The sequence below is a fragment of the Paraburkholderia sp. J12 genome (assembly GCF_905220215.1).
GTDB lineage: Bacteria > Pseudomonadota > Gammaproteobacteria > Burkholderiales > Burkholderiaceae > Paraburkholderia.
This window is the reverse complement of sequence record NZ_CAJMZC010000005.1, coordinates 334,851-348,440: the sequence shown is the minus strand read 5'-3', so window position 1 is coordinate 348,440 and position 13,590 is coordinate 334,851. Positions and strand designations below refer to the sequence as shown.

The window sequence follows — 13,590 nt, the reverse complement described above, 5'->3', positions numbered from 1 at the left end:
CACGATGACGCGCCGTTAGCCTTCGGACCGATGCGAGACCATAGTTTTCCCCGAGACATCGACTCGCGCGCGATAAATCTGTGCGCTCCGGGATTCGGTTATGAAGATGTCCCGGTTCTCTGGGCCACCAAAAGCGAGATTTGTGGACAGAGCGCCGTCTGGCGTGTTCACACGATAGGTCGGTTCGCCTCGGGCATTGAAGACCCAGACGGCTCCCATGCCTGCATGCGCAATCAGCAGGCCACCCGACGAGTCGAGGGCTAGCCCGTCCGGGCCTATGCCACCCGAGAGCTGGATGAAGGTACCGACCTTCGCGACGCCACCGTTGAGGATGGGCACTCGCCACACAGCATTTGCACGTGTTACTGCCAGCAGTAGCGCGTTTTCATCGAGGTCCATGACCAGTCCGTTTGGGCTGGGCACGTTCGACAGCAGACAATCGACCTTTCCGTCCCGCGTGACACGGAAAAGACGTCCAGTGGGGTCGTGCAGCCCCGTCAGTCCCTGGTCAGTAAAAAAGAGATCACCATTAGCGGCGAAGAACAGGTCGTTGACCGCCTTGAACCGTTCCACGCCAGCGCGAACCAGGAACGGCTTTACGACATTCGAGCCAGGCTCGTGCACCATGATGCCGTGCTTGTAGTCGGCGATAAATACGAGACCGTCTTCGCGAATCTTGAGGCCATTCGGCCAACCGTCATACTCAACAGCAACGGAAAACTGACCATTCTGGTCAATGTTCAGGATTCGACCGTTCACGACATCGACGCACCAGAGAACGCCACTGCGGTCAAAAGACGGGCCTTCGAGAAAACTCGACGCATGCAGCCCAGCGGGTTGACCAGCATTCCATTCACTCTTCTCAGTACCGGTGCGAAGTTCGTCTGGTAAGCGGGCGAACGGTTTGGCCTCAAGCGTTTCGGGTAATGCAAACATCGCTGATTGTCTCCGTTGATGTAATGGGACGACGTGTGAGCAACAGCGTTGCCGCAGCAGCTGTCAGTACCAGAACGCCCGTAATGATGAATCCTGCCTGATAGCTATGCGTCATCGAAACGACGTACCCGGTCGCGATGGGAGCCATCAGGCCAAAGCCGTTGCCACCGACGCTGATCATTGCGATTGCCGTTCCTGAGTCTTTCTTCGAGGGTAGCAGGTCATTGACCAGCGACAGGTTCGAGGCAACCGCCGCAGTGCATCCAGTCAGCGAAAGCGTCAACAGAAGCATCACGAACCAGAGCCCGTTGGCTCCTGGAACGAGCAAGATGAGAGCGGACATCAGCAGGCAAGCAGCCACGACAACCCTGCGGCTTCCTCCAGCGATGTCCTTGCCGCACAGATAGCGGTCGCTGCAGCGACCAATCAACACACCAAGTATTGCAGCACCGGCATATGGAATTGCGGTGAACAGTGCGCTCCGCGTGATGCTCATGCCCTTTTCGGCCTGCAAGTAGCTCGGCATCCATGTCAGGAATAGATATGTTGCGTACACCGCACAACCATGGGTGAACGCGATGGCCCAGATGGTTTTTGACCGGACAAGCGCGGCAAAGCCGAGGCGCTTCGGCTCTACCGAGCCCGAGGTTCCCACTGCGTTGCGAGAAGAGAGAATATGCCTGCGCTCTGCGTCGCTGAGCCACCTGGCATCTTCGGGCTGTCGAAACCAGATGAGCCAGGCGGCCAACCAGACAAAACCGGCGGAAGCGGCAACGAGGAATGATGCACGCCATCCGTATGTCGTCACCACCCATCCAAGGCCGATGGCTCCGATCGCCGGTCCAAGGAGGCTGCCCGCGTGAAAAATCGATGTTGCGATTCCGCGCTCGGAGGCGGGTGCCCACTCGCGAATCACCCGGCCGCCCGCGGGATAAGACGTCGACTCGCCAAGCCCCATCAGAAGCCGCGTTGCCAGCAGCGAAATGAATCCGCCGGTGAGAGCGGTCAATGCGGTGGCGAGGGACCAAAAGCCGATGCCCCACGCATTGAGGCGTTTGCTGCCGAACCGGTCGACAAGCAAACCCATCGGAATCAGGGCAACTGCGTAGAGCCACAAGAACGATGAAAACAGGTAGCCCAGGTTGACCGGCGACAGTGAGAATTCCTTGCTTATTTGAGACGATGCAATGGACAACGCCACGCGGTCGACATAATTCACGACCGTTAGCAGGAACAGAAATAGGTATATCCAATATCGGCGTTTCATTGCATCGTCTCCGTATTTAGTTTTTTAAAACTGCCAGGTAGTTATTCGAGCGTCTCTTCCTTGCCAATCACGCTTGCCATACGTAGCGCATCATCGAGCCATGGTGAAACGAGAATTCCGTCGCGGATTTCCGCTAGGCGCTGCGCCTCTGCCTCGAGCTTCTTCTCGGCTGCCTTGAGAACCTTGTCCACATCTGCGCGAGGAATGACGACGACACCGTCACAGTCACCGATAACCAGGTCACCTGGCTCAACCGACACACCACCCAGCGAGACAGGCACGCCAATGCGGCCATCGAGGCTTTTGGTCGGGCCAGCAGGATTACGGCCATTTGCAAAAATCGGCATGCTGCTGTTACGAAGGGTCTCGACATCGCGCGCCGCGCCGTCAACAACCAGTCCGCCGAGCTTGGCTGCGATAGCTTGCGTCACCATCAATTCGCCGAAGAGCGCGGCCGATTGATAACCTTTGCCATCGACGACGATGATGTCACCCGGCTTCGCAAGTGCCAGCGCAACGTGGAACATCAGGTTGTCACCCGGGCGAACCTCGACCGGAAACGCGGGGCCCGCGACCACCATACTCGGAACGAGCGGCTGGATGTCGCCATGCAGTGCACCGCGACGTCCTGCGACATCACACAGAACTGCAGCCTGGAATTCACGCGCACGCTCGATTTGTTCCGGCGTGACGCGTTCGAAATCGGCGGTTTCGTTGAAACGGTTCGTCTTCATGGGGGATGCCCTTAAACAGTTGCGTTAATGGTGTTAAGCCTCGGAAGAACTTGATGCGGCGGAGTGCGGCCGGCGAGAGCTTCGATAACTGCGTGCGCCGCTGCGTGACCCATCCGAACGAGCGATTCCTTGCTACTGGCAGCGATGTGTGGGGAGGCTACGAAGTTCTCGAGCCTCAGCAGGGGGTGGGACGCGGGCACTGGCTCGGTTTCGAATACGTCGCTTGCCGCGCCGGCGATTTGTCCATCAACTAACGCCTGATAGAGCGCGTACTCATCGACAATCCCGCCGCGCGCCACGTTGATGAAGAGCGCTGAGTTGCGCATAAGCTTGAATTCGGCTGCACCGATGAGGTTCTTCGTGGCGGCCAGCAGGGGCAGGTGCAGGCTGACGACATCACAAGCCGGCAGCAGTTCATGAATGGAGTTCACTCGTACGGCGCCCAGTTCTTCAAAGGCGGCATCGGGAGCGTACAGGTCGTAGACCACCAGCCCGGAGCCAAATGCAGCCTTGAAAAGACGCGCCGTTCTGCGGCCAATATCACCGAAGCCCAGAATACCGATGGTCTTCCCTGTCAGTTCGACGCCCCCCTGGAGTTGTGCTTGCTGCAATTGACGCAGCGCCCGGTCGGCAACGCTGACCTTTCTCGCAAGCGCCAGAGTAATCGCGAGAGCGTATTCCGCGACAGCGTTTGCGTTGGCTCCGGGCGTATTCGTCACCAGGACACCGGCTTCGCTCGCAGCCTCGATGTCGACGTTATCCACACCGGTGCCGTGCTTCGCGACAATTTTCAGGTTCCTGGCCTTCGATAAGTCAGACGCCCTGACTTCGAATGTTCTTACAACGACGGCATCTGCGTTGGCGTGCCAGTCGGCGGTGCGTGATTCGGGGTAGTTGACGACCGTGTGAGCCTTCGAGAGCAGTTCCACCGCGCTCGGGTCAATCTGGTCCATGACGAAAACTTTCATGTGCTGGTTCCGCTGTTTGTCGAGGTCGCGGGACCAAGCATAAAAGCGACTCTCAGGTAGGAAGTAGCGACATTTTTCGACCCAGGAGCATTCCGTTTTCGACTGTCCGGGTGAACCCCTAGAAAATGCTCTGAGCCTTACTAGGCGGGAGAACTCAGGTGGGGAAAATTAGTTCGAGACTGCATCAATTGGTCAATCAGGGTTAGCCCCCAAGTCGAAAATGGAATGCTGGAACATCGACAAAAGTCGCTACGTATTGACCTATCAGACGACTTACGATGAGCCAGGGTCAGAGAGCCGTAGCAGGTGATCGGCGCCGCCGTGGACAGGAGACACATATGAAAGGCAGTTCCACCGCCCGAACGGGCTATCGCTGGATTGTTCTCGCGATGATATTTGTGACCTATTGCATCGCCGGAGCAGATCGCGCCAACCTCGGTATGGTCATTCCGACGATTCGGAACGAATATCACCTGAGCAACACAGACATCGGCGCCATGGCCAGCCTTTTTTACTTTGGTTACGCCATTGTACAAATCCCTTCGGGATACCTTTTCGGCCAACTCGGTGTCCGCGGATTGATGGTCGGCTCGATGGTGCTGACGTCACTTGCGACACTGTTCATGGGGCTGGCGGGTAGCGTCATTCAACTCAAAGCTGCGCGTGCCGTTCTCGGCCTTGCGGAGGGCCCTGTCAACATTGGTATCGTTGCAACTATCAACCGGTGGTTCCCGCCTCAGGAGAAGGGGCTGGCAGCGGGTGTCTTTATCTCCGCCATCAAATTCTCCCCAGCATTCGTTCCGCCGCTGTGTGCACTTTTGCTTTTGAAGTTCGGCTGGCGCGACGTGTTCTTCTTCTTTGCAGTACCCGGACTCATCACTTCGCTCCTGTGGTTTTGGCTAGTTCGCGACGAGCCAAAAGAATCACGCTACGTCTCGCAGAGCGAGGTCGACTACATCAAGTCCTCACCACCGGCCGAGCAAGCGAAAGAGCAGAAGAGGACCGTCGAACATTCGTGGGTAGACCGTCTTATTAGAACGCGCCGGGTGCAACTGCTTTCGACGAGCCGGTCTATCTTCACTTCCTGGAACGTCTGGGGATGCGCGCTTGGGTATTTCTTTCTGGTAGGCATCACTTATGCCATCATGACCTGGGTGCCCACCTACCTCATCAGCGTGAAGCACTTTTCGGTGATGAAGATGGGAGCAGTTGCTTCTGCACCGTGGGTTGGGGCAATTGTTGGCAACTTGCTCGGCGGATGGCTCTCGGACACAGTTTTTGCCCGGCGCCGGAAGCCCGTCATGATGATTACCTCGGTGGCGACGGTGGGTATGATGTACACGCTGTTGTTTGCACCGAACGACCCGATGATGCTCGCCCTGCTGTTTTTCGCCGCAGGTGTGTTGCTTAATCTCGGGTACTCAACGTTCCTCGTTTATCCGATGGGCATCGCTACCCGAGACAAGGTGCCGCTCGCAGCATCAATCGTAAACACCGGTGGCTCTCTCGGAGGAGCGTTTGCGCCGTTCATCGTCGGACTCATCCTCGACAAATCTGGCTGGTCATGGGTGTTCGCTTTTCTCGCAGCATGCTCAGCCGCAACTTTCCTGCTTCTGCTCAGCATCATCGAACCACGAAGCACTGCCTCCGGCGATGAGCAGACTGTAGTCGCAAATCCCGCTCGTGACGGTAACAAGCAGCTTGTCGAGCAAAGCGCATGACGTGTCGCCGAAGCTCATCGGTCATCCGGCTACGATAGGCGCATGCATTCCGATAATGGTACGCCGCGATTTCGTGGCGTACCTGCAGGTTCTCTATCCCACTATGACTCTCAAACAACTTGAGGCATTCTACTGGGCGGCCAGTCTTGGCAGCTTTTCGATAGCAGCTACTCGCTTGCACGTAACACAGTCCACGCTTTCGAAACGCATTGCGGAACTGGAAGCCGCGTTAAACGTACCACTTTTTGACAGGTCCGCTCAGAGGTCAGTCTTAACAGAGCACGGAACAAGAATTCTTGGCCACGCTCATAAGATTCTCCAGTTCGAGGGAGAGATTCATGAACTGCTAGGCACGCCCCCCCGCCTTTCCGGGTTATGCCGGTTCGGCGTCAGCGAGCTCACGGCGCTCACCTGGTTTCCGAAATTTGTCGCGCGGGTTACGAACGAGCATCCCGACCTGGCGTTGGAGCCGTACGTCGACTTGGCTGCAGGATTGGAGCGTCGTCTCGTTCGAGGCGAGATTGATTTTGCCATTCTTCCGCAAAGCAGCGAAGAGAACCTGACGTTGACCTCAGTCCCGCTCGCCACGCTCGAGTTCGCGTGGATGTCGTCGCCCAAGCGGATTCCTGCAGGCACCGTTCTCAAGTCCGAAGACATCGCTCGCCATCCAATTCTGACGATGACCGCAGAATCCCGTCTGACGGCGACCTACGAGTTCTGGGCTGCGTCGAACAAGATTCACGGACGTCGCATCCTCGCCTGCAACAGTCTGAGTGCCATCGTCGGATTAACGGTAGCTGACGTTGGAATCAGCTTTCTTCCGCGCCTGTTCATGCGCAACCTCATCGAAACAGGTCAACTGAATGCATTCCGGACCATGCCAGAGTTGCCGAGCATCGAATATTGCTTCAAGTGGCGCACGGACGATACCCGGGCGTTTATTTCAGCTCTCGCTCAATTTGCAAAAGAAGAGGCGGACTACACCCTCTCACTTGGTTCCCAGACCACATATAGCGACACGAAGACACAACGATGACTACCCACTCCGGCAGTAGCGCCCGCTTTAACAAGCTTCTCAGCCTTGATGACTTCGAAGCTGCTGCCAGGCGTCACCTTCCGCGCCCTATCTTTGGTTACGTGCACGGAGCCGTCGAAGACAACGTCTCAATTGCCTTGACGCGGAACAGCTTCCGGTCGTATGCATTTGTACCGCGAACACTGGTCAATGTTTCACAGCGGTCAACCGATACGGCATTGTTTGGCCATAACTACGCGGCTCCTTTTGGCCTGGCACCGATGGGCTTGAGTGCGTTATTCGCGTATAGGGGCGACCTCGTCATGGCACGCGCGGCGCGCGCGGCAAATGTTCCAATGATTATGAGTGGATCGTCGCTCATTCGACTTGAGGAAGTCATCGAGGAGAATCCTGATGCCTGGTTTCAGGCCTACTTGCCCGGCGAAGATGCGCGCATTGTCGCTCTCATCGAGCGGGTCAAACGAGCCAACTTCAAAACGCTGGTTATCACCGTAGACACGGCGGTCGCGGCCAATCGTGAAAACAACATCCGCACAGGATTTTCAACACCTCTCAAACCGTCGTTGCGTCTTGCTTTCGATGGCATAACGCATCCCGCATGGCTTTTCGGAACCTTCTTCAAGACCATTGTGCGACATGGCATGCCTCACTTCGAAAATAACTATGCCGAGAGAGGTGCGCCAATACTGTCTTCGACAGTATTGCGGGACTTTTCCGACAGAGGCCACCTCACCTGGGAGCATGTCGAGCGTATCCGAGTGCTATGGCCCGGAACACTCATCATCAAAGGAATTTTGCATGCCGATGATGCGCGTAAGGCGGTACGGTCCGGCGTAGACGGAATCATCGTCTCGAACCACGGCGGCCGACAACTCGATGGCGCCATCGCTCCGCTCTCGGTGCTGGACGAAATCGTGCAAGCAGTTCCTGAAATTCCGGTTATGCTCGACAGCGGAGTTCGGAGAGGCACCGATGTCATCAAGGCGCTCGCGCTCGGAGCCCGATTTGTCTTTGTGGGACGGCCGATGGGCTATGCAGCGGCTATTGGTGGAGATGGCGGAGTTGCTCACGCAATAAGGTTACTTCGCGAGGAAGTTCGCAGAAACATGGGACTGCTGGGAGTCACCGCTATCAGCGAAATTAACGCGCAACATGTGCGGCATGTTCGTCATTCATAGCTGAGGTGGCTGTGCCGAAGGCCAAGGGCAAGCGGGTCGGTGTGCAACAAGGCACCGCTCAGGAAACCTATGTGAAGCGGTATTGGCGCATAGCTGGCGTTGACGTCTGGGCAGACCTCGTTTCCGGACGTCTTGACGCCGCGTTGAGTGTGGCCGAGCAGGCGGATCGCCGAGAAAGCTAACATCCCAGCCAGCGGCGTCTAGCATTCCCTGGGCAGTCCACCTGGCATCGGACCGGTTGTCTCAACAGTTCTCATTGCTGCGGTTGGCAATGGCACCGCACTCAAGCGGGCCCGCGATATGTCAGCCTGGCTCGGTCTTGTACCGAAGCAATACTCAAATGGCGGCAAGTCGGATCCTGGTGGCATCAGCAAGCGCGGCAACGCCTATTTGCGGATGATGGTGATCCAAGGCTCCCGGCAGCGCCGCCGGGAAACATGACCTGGCCGGGCTCACCGTACCACTGCGCTCTCACGGCGGCCTCCCTGCACAAAAGGTGCCACTCGTTTTCAACCGAACACTCACGGGTGTCGACGACATGCAGCGCCTGCGCAATTTCGACGTCGTCGATCTCGCATTCAATCGCCTTGCCTGATAGTGGATAAATGGTTAGCGCGGCAAAGACCGCGCGCCATATGGAGGCAGCAATGCCCCCCGGATATAGGCGTGATCGCCCATCAATATTTACGTTGTGAATGGCATCCGGAGGCACTACAGCTAATGGATGATTTTCCCAAGGAACTCCCGCGCGCGCGAAGAACACGGCTCGTCGAAAAAAGCCGTCTTCTCACGATCCTCAACAATCGAGCCAGCATCCATGAATATGACGCGATCGGCCACCTTTCTGGCGAATCCCATTTCATGAGTCACAACCATCATCGTCATCCCGTCGCGCGCCAACCCGATCATGACCTCCAGAACCTCGTTCACCATCTCGGGATCCAGCGCCGAGGTCGGCTCGTCAAAGAGCATGGCGACAGGATCCATGGCAAGTGCCCGTGCTATCGCTACACGCTGCTGCTGCCCGCCTGAAAGTTGGCCCGGCAGTTTGTGCGAATGCGCATCCAGCCCCACACGCTGCAGATAATGATGCGCTTTCGCGAGCGCCTCCGCTCTTCCACGCTTTAGTACCTTGACCTGGCCAAGCAGCATGTTGTCGATAACGCTCAGATGAGGGAAAAGTTCAAAGCCCTGGAATACCATACCAATGCGCGACCGGATTCCCGGCAGATCCGCGTTGCGCCCCGTGACAGAAAAGCCGTCGACACTGATGCTGCCTTCGCCAACCGACTCTAGTCCATTGACGGTCTTGATGAGGGTGGACTTGCCGGACCCCGAAGGGCCACACACCACGACCACTTCTCCCTTGGCCACGGATGTGCTGCAACCATTCAGCACGCGGAAGTTCCCATACCACTTGGAGATGTTTTCGATCTGGATCATTTTCTAGACAGCCCTGCGCTGAGCCATGTGTCTGACTAGCGACGAAAGAATGAAGCAAATGGTGAAATAGACGAGCGCGACGAAGAGGTACATCTCGAGGAGTCGCCCGTCACGCTGAGCGATGGCGGCAGCGGCCCCCACAAAGTCAGTGATCGACACCACATAGACAAGGGAAACGTCCTGCAAGAGAACGATGGACTGCGTGAGTATCAGCGGCAACATGGCCCGAAAGGCTTGCGGCAGGACCACATGCACCATAACCCTGGTGTAATTCATGCCAATGGCCTGGGCCGCGTAGACCTGCCCCAAAGGAACGCCTCGTATGCCCGCGCGAATGATTTCGCAGTAGTACGCTGCCTCGAACATGACGAATGTGATCAATGCCGAGCTGAACGCCCCCACCTCTATCGGCTCATTCGACCGGATGATCCACCCTCCGATATAGGGCACCAGAAAAAAGAACCAGAAGATGACCAGAATGAGCGGAAGCGAGCGAATGATGTTCACATAAGCCCCCGCCGCGACCCTCAAGATCCTGACATGCGAAAGCCGCATCAGCGCGAGGAACGTGCCGAGAACGGAACCTCCCACCATGGCCATCAGGGTCAGCTTGACGGTGAACACCATGCCCACGCCGAAAAGGTACGGCAATGACCGGCCTATCACACTGAAATCGAAAGCATCAAACATGACGTTTGGCCCCCAGGAAGAAACCGGAGCGCGGCGCCCGGCCAGGTGCTGCGGCAACCTCCACGGCCTTCATTAACCCGATCGCGAACAGGTTCACGACCAGGTAGATGATGGTGGCGGCGGTAAACGCCTCGAAGACCTGAAACGAAAATTCCGCCATGGATCTGGCACTGGCGGTCAGTTCGACCAGACCGATTGTCAGAGCAACCGACGTATTCTTGATATTGCTCAGGAACTCGTTGGTCAAGGGTGGGAGGATGCGCCGCCCGGCAACCGGTAACAGTATGTATCGATAGACTTGCCACTCCCGCATGCCGAGGGCGTTGCCGGCCGCTCGCTGTCCGCGAGGCAGGGAGTCAATGCCGGCCGAGACCTGCACCGCTATCCGTGCCGACGTGAACAGTCCCAGACAAACAACGGCGGCGACAAAGGATCCGTCGCTTAGGCCCTTGAGCCAGAGCCCTGTCGCATGCGGAACCATCTCCGGAACCACGAAGTACCACACGAACATCTGCACCAGGAGGGGAATGTTGCGGAATAGTTCGATGTAGCCGAATGCAAGGCGCCGTGCTGGCCGTGACGCCGTAGTTTTCAGGATGCCGACGGCGGTTCCTATAACGAGCGCGATGCACCACGCCGAAAGCGCCGTGGCAATCGTCCAGCCCAGCCCGGCTATCAGGCTATGCAGATAGGTACCGGTGCCGTCCGGCGCGGTTTCGTTGAAAATGGCCCAGTTCCAGTGATAGTTCATGGGGCAAATATCAGTAGTGTTAGCGGGACCCAACGGCCAATTCGAGAGAGGCAATGAGGCTCGCGGTTTGAATTGCCGTCAACGGCGCCAAAGGCTCCTTCGTCGCGGCCCACGTATCGTCCTTCTGCCGCCACCCCACGGCTGCCTTGACGGCGGGCACGAGCGGCATGCTGGAAAGGGCCTTGCGGACCGCCACCATCGACGTATAAAGGGCGGCGTCGACGTTCGCGCCGCGGTCAAATACGTCACATGCCAGGCCGGGATAGACGTTTACGGACGCCGATACACAACCGGCAAAGCACTTGGCCTGCCGGTCTCGCAACGTAGCCTCGTTGCTCGGAAACACGGTAAGTTGTCCTAAGTTTGTGGCCACATCTTCAGCATAGGCAAGCTCGCCCGAGCTGTCCTTAATTCCCGCAAGCATTTCACCCAGGCTCACCGACAATCGCTCCAGCATTGCCAAGGTGTAGCGTAAGCCGGTGAATTGAGGGATGTTGTAGAGGTAGATACGCGTGGTCTGCAACCTGGACTGGTTTGCCAGCCGCTCCACAAAGTTGGCAAGTGCGGCCTCGCCAATGTCCTTGTAGTAGAACGGGGGAAGAAGTAGCGCACCAGCAAATCCCATGCTGTCAGCCGCACGAGACAAGTCCACCGCCTCGTCGAAGGCTGCGGCCCCTGTCCCGACCATCATTCTGGATGCAAGACCCGCCTTTGCGACGGCCTCCATCACTTGTAGACGTGCAGCGCGCGCGAAGGATGTCGCCTCCCCGGTGGTCCCGAGTAGATTTACGCCATGACAACCCGCATTAAAAAGCTCGCGGATGAAAGAAACCAGCTTTTGCGGGTCGGGATTGCCGTCAGCATCCAGCGGTGTCGGCACCGCCGGAATGACGCCATGCAGTGCGGGGATCATGCTTGCGCCTCCGCGGCCTTCTGCGAGCGAGGCACATAGGCAACCACGTCGACTTCCACCATCACTTCGTTCAGTACACTCCCAACGGTCGTACGTGCCGGAAGCGTGACCGGAAAGTACCGCGCATAGACCTGATTGAATCTGCTGGCATCCCGGAGGTCAGCCAGATGCACGTTGACTTTCACTACGTCGTCGAGGGAAGCGCCGGCCGCGTCCAGCGCCAGCTGCACGTTCTCCAGCGTGACGGCGGTTTGCTCCTCGATGGTCGCGCCAACAATCGTCCTTTGCGCATCACGCGGCGTCTGGCCCGAAATGAATACGAAGTCTCCCGCGCGTACCGCCTGCGAGTAGTGCCCTCCTCTCGCCGTGTCACGCCCTGTACTGATCATCTCTAACATCATATCTCCATGTAAAATAACTACCCATCTACTTTGTATTGATACATAACTTTTATGTGTCGAATTATTGGCGGGTACATTTTGAGATGTCAAGCCGTAATTCCCCGATCATGGAGACAGAAAAGATGGAACGAGCGGCGAACTGGGTACCGGATTTATCCGGGACGACTGGGCCGATGTATGAACAGATCGCCACGGCGCTCATCCGCGACATTCAGAGCGGGAAGCTCAAGCCGGGAGATTTGCTCCCACCCAACAGAGAGTTGTCGGCCAGCCTTGGGGTAACCGTCGGCACCGTATCGCGTGCGTTTGCCGTGGCGCTCAGGGCCAATCTCATAGAGACCGGGGCCCGGCGCGGCACACGCGTCAAGGCCCCGGCCGAGACGGTTGAAGTTGACCAGCAAGACTTGCCACGCGCTCTGGAGCGCGGCATTGCGGACCTTCGCGGGCACCAGGCTGCGGTCAAGCACTGGTGGGGAAGCCTCGCCCAGGAAATGGCATCCCTGCACTCGTCCCCAGCGCTGGGTAATCTGCTGCGCTATGACAACCCCGGTGGCCGCCTTAGTCATCGCGAAGTCGGCGCGCAATGGCTGGGGGGCCGCGAGGGGCGTCATGTGGATCCCGCGAAGGTCGTCGTCACGGACGGGGCGCAGCATGCATTGCTCTGCGCTTTGCTGGCGTGCACGAAAGCCGGCGACCGGATCGCGACCGAACGGCTCACTTACACGGGTCTTAAAACTGCGGCCTCAATGCTTGGCCTTGAAGTCGTGCCGGTCGATATGGATGAGGAAGGCATGCGCTCCGACAGTCTGCGCGCCGCACTCGCGGATGGATCGGTGAAAGCAATCGTTTGTGTACCCAACATACACAATCCAACGACAACCACAATGTCCTCGGCCCGGCGCATAGAGATCGCGGGAATCGCAGAACAATCCGGCGTACCCATCCTGGAAGACGATGTGTACGGCTACCTGACCGATGCCGACCTCCCCTCACTGGCAAGTCTCGCCCCCGATTGCACCATACGGTTTACCAGTTTCTCCAAGACTCTCGGCCCCGGGCTCCGGGTTGGCTTCATGGAGACTCCGGGTCGCTTCACATCGGCTGTAATCGAAGCGGTCCGCGCCTCCACCTGGATGGCGTCCCCAATATCGGCGGAGCTTGCGGCGAAACTGGTGGCCTCGGGTCAGGCCGATCAGATGCTCCTGGAGAATCGAATGGAATTGCAGCGCCGCAACCAGGCATTGAGCGAAATACTCGGTGCACGGGTGCAGACCACGCCTTACGCCCCTCATGCGTGGCTCACTTTGCCGGAGCCGTGGACCGGCCGCCAGTTCTGCAGCCTCGCGGAAACCATGGGTTATCTGGTTTTATCCGCGGAGGCGTTCGGTGTGGACGGGACCGCCCCCGTGCCGGCAGTGCGCCTGAGCGTGAGCGCGGCGCAGGACGTAGACGAGCTGAATCGGTTCGCAACCCTCGCAGCTCACAGCCTGCGCTCCGGGCCGCGCACGCCGGAGCAGGGGTTGTTTGCATAGGGTTTGTCCTCGCTTTACCC

13 protein-coding genes and 3 pseudogenes are annotated in these 13,590 nt (G+C 57.9%); 7 read left to right on the top strand and 9 right to left on the bottom strand.

Annotation, left to right across the window (positions count from 1 at the left end):
* Positions 1-15 precede the first annotated feature (15 nt).
* Genes U5760_RS14630 through U5760_RS14615 form a run of 4 tightly spaced genes read right to left on the bottom strand, consistent with a single transcriptional unit; the run spans position 16 to position 3,905 of the window.
* A complete protein-coding gene (locus tag U5760_RS14630; RefSeq protein ID WP_322012697.1) occupies positions 16-936 on the bottom strand; it encodes an SMP-30/gluconolactonase/LRE family protein in 921 nt (306 codons plus the stop codon).
* The gene (locus U5760_RS14625) at positions 911-2,203 is read right to left on the bottom strand and encodes an MFS transporter (RefSeq protein ID WP_322012695.1); all 1,293 of its coding nucleotides are present in this window, start codon (positions 2,201-2,203) and stop codon (positions 911-913) included. Before U5760_RS14625 ends, U5760_RS14630 begins: the two co-directional genes overlap by 26 nt.
* A gap of 41 nt (positions 2,204-2,244) precedes the next feature.
* Entirely contained in the window at positions 2,245-2,937 is a 693-nt protein-coding gene (locus U5760_RS14620) for an RraA family protein (protein ID WP_322012693.1), read from the bottom strand.
* 11 nt (positions 2,938-2,948) lie between these two features.
* Positions 2,949-3,905, bottom strand: a complete 957-nt coding sequence (locus U5760_RS14615) for a hydroxyacid dehydrogenase (RefSeq protein WP_322012691.1) — start codon at positions 3,903-3,905, stop codon at positions 2,949-2,951.
* A gap of 338 nt (positions 3,906-4,243) precedes the next feature.
* On the opposite strand from U5760_RS14615, the gene U5760_RS14610 reads away from it, so the two are divergent.
* The 6 genes and pseudogenes from U5760_RS14610 to U5760_RS14585 form a co-directional block, all read left to right on the top strand.
* Positions 4,244-5,626, top strand: a complete 1,383-nt coding sequence (locus tag U5760_RS14610; protein ID WP_322012690.1) for an MFS transporter — start codon at positions 4,244-4,246, stop codon at positions 5,624-5,626.
* A 1-nt stretch (position 5,627) separates the two neighbouring features.
* On the top strand, positions 5,628-6,662 hold the full coding sequence (locus U5760_RS14605; protein ID WP_322012689.1) for a LysR family transcriptional regulator: 1,035 nt from the start codon (positions 5,628-5,630) through the stop codon (positions 6,660-6,662).
* Entirely contained in the window at positions 6,659-7,840 is a 1,182-nt protein-coding gene (locus U5760_RS14600) for an alpha-hydroxy acid oxidase (RefSeq protein WP_322012688.1), read from the top strand. The genes U5760_RS14605 and U5760_RS14600 overlap by 4 nt, the downstream gene beginning before the upstream one ends.
* Positions 7,841-7,863: 23 nt before the next feature.
* Positions 7,864-8,010 (top strand): annotated as a pseudogene (locus U5760_RS14595) (ABC transporter substrate-binding protein); the annotation flags it as partial.
* A 40-nt stretch (positions 8,011-8,050) separates the two neighbouring features.
* Positions 8,051-8,260, top strand: a pseudogene (locus U5760_RS14590) (transposase); the annotation flags it as partial.
* Positions 8,259-8,435 (top strand): annotated as a pseudogene (locus U5760_RS14585) (phosphonoacetate hydrolase); the annotation flags it as partial. The pseudogenes U5760_RS14590 and U5760_RS14585, both read left to right, overlap by 2 nt.
* A 122-nt stretch (positions 8,436-8,557) precedes the next feature.
* On the opposite strand, the gene U5760_RS14580 reads toward U5760_RS14585, so the two are convergent.
* Genes U5760_RS14580 through U5760_RS14560 form a run of 5 tightly spaced genes read right to left on the bottom strand, consistent with a single transcriptional unit; the run spans position 8,558 to position 12,035 of the window.
* Complete coding sequence (locus tag U5760_RS14580) at positions 8,558-9,283, bottom strand: amino acid ABC transporter ATP-binding protein (RefSeq protein ID WP_322012687.1); 726 nt, start codon at positions 9,281-9,283, stop codon at positions 8,558-8,560.
* A gap of 3 nt (positions 9,284-9,286) precedes the next feature.
* The gene (locus tag U5760_RS14575) at positions 9,287-9,973 is read right to left on the bottom strand and encodes an amino acid ABC transporter permease (RefSeq protein ID WP_322012686.1); all 687 of its coding nucleotides are present in this window, start codon (positions 9,971-9,973) and stop codon (positions 9,287-9,289) included.
* A complete protein-coding gene (locus U5760_RS14570) occupies positions 9,966-10,724 on the bottom strand; it encodes an amino acid ABC transporter permease (protein ID WP_322012685.1) in 759 nt (252 codons plus the stop codon). Before U5760_RS14570 ends, U5760_RS14575 begins: the two co-directional genes overlap by 8 nt.
* A gap of 19 nt (positions 10,725-10,743) precedes the next feature.
* Positions 10,744-11,637, bottom strand: a complete 894-nt coding sequence (locus U5760_RS14565; RefSeq protein WP_322012684.1) for a dihydrodipicolinate synthase family protein — start codon at positions 11,635-11,637, stop codon at positions 10,744-10,746.
* Positions 11,634-12,035, bottom strand: coding sequence for a RidA family protein (locus U5760_RS14560; RefSeq protein ID WP_322012683.1), 402 nt, complete (start codon positions 12,033-12,035; stop codon positions 11,634-11,636). The genes U5760_RS14565 and U5760_RS14560 overlap by 4 nt, the downstream gene beginning before the upstream one ends.
* Before the next feature lie 176 nt (positions 12,036-12,211).
* Here U5760_RS14560 and U5760_RS14555 point away from each other — a divergent pair, with 176 nt between their 5' ends.
* Positions 12,212-13,570: a PLP-dependent aminotransferase family protein gene (locus U5760_RS14555; protein ID WP_322012681.1), complete on the top strand. Its 1,359-nt coding sequence runs from the start codon at positions 12,212-12,214 to the stop codon at positions 13,568-13,570.
* The last annotated feature ends 20 nt before the right edge of the window (positions 13,571-13,590 follow it).

What these genes read in the sequence shown, in the direction of transcription:
- U5760_RS14630 (WP_322012697.1), bottom strand. Translation starts at nt 936, where the DNA reads ATGTTTGCATTACCCGAAACGCTTGAGGCCAAACCGTTCGCCCGCTTA.
- U5760_RS14625 (WP_322012695.1), bottom strand. Translation starts at nt 2,203, where the DNA reads ATGAAACGCCGATATTGGATATACCTATTTCTGTTCCTGCTAACGGTC.
- U5760_RS14620 (WP_322012693.1), bottom strand. Translation starts at nt 2,937, where the DNA reads ATGAAGACGAACCGTTTCAACGAAACCGCCGATTTCGAACGCGTCACG.
- U5760_RS14615 (WP_322012691.1), bottom strand. Translation starts at nt 3,905, where the DNA reads ATGAAAGTTTTCGTCATGGACCAGATTGACCCGAGCGCGGTGGAACTG.
- U5760_RS14610 (WP_322012690.1), top strand. Translation starts at nt 4,244, where the DNA reads ATGAAAGGCAGTTCCACCGCCCGAACGGGCTATCGCTGGATTGTTCTC.
- U5760_RS14600 (WP_322012688.1), top strand. Translation starts at nt 6,659, where the DNA reads ATGACTACCCACTCCGGCAGTAGCGCCCGCTTTAACAAGCTTCTCAGC.
- U5760_RS14580 (WP_322012687.1), bottom strand. Translation starts at nt 9,283, where the DNA reads ATGATCCAGATCGAAAACATCTCCAAGTGGTATGGGAACTTCCGCGTG.
- U5760_RS14575 (WP_322012686.1), bottom strand. Translation starts at nt 9,973, where the DNA reads ATGTTTGATGCTTTCGATTTCAGTGTGATAGGCCGGTCATTGCCGTAC.
- U5760_RS14570 (WP_322012685.1), bottom strand. Translation starts at nt 10,724, where the DNA reads ATGAACTATCACTGGAACTGGGCCATTTTCAACGAAACCGCGCCGGAC.
- U5760_RS14565 (WP_322012684.1), bottom strand. Translation starts at nt 11,637, where the DNA reads ATGATCCCCGCACTGCATGGCGTCATTCCGGCGGTGCCGACACCGCTG.
- U5760_RS14560 (WP_322012683.1), bottom strand. Translation starts at nt 12,035, where the DNA reads ATGTTAGAGATGATCAGTACAGGGCGTGACACGGCGAGAGGAGGGCAC.
- U5760_RS14555 (WP_322012681.1), top strand. Translation starts at nt 12,212, where the DNA reads ATGTATGAACAGATCGCCACGGCGCTCATCCGCGACATTCAGAGCGGG.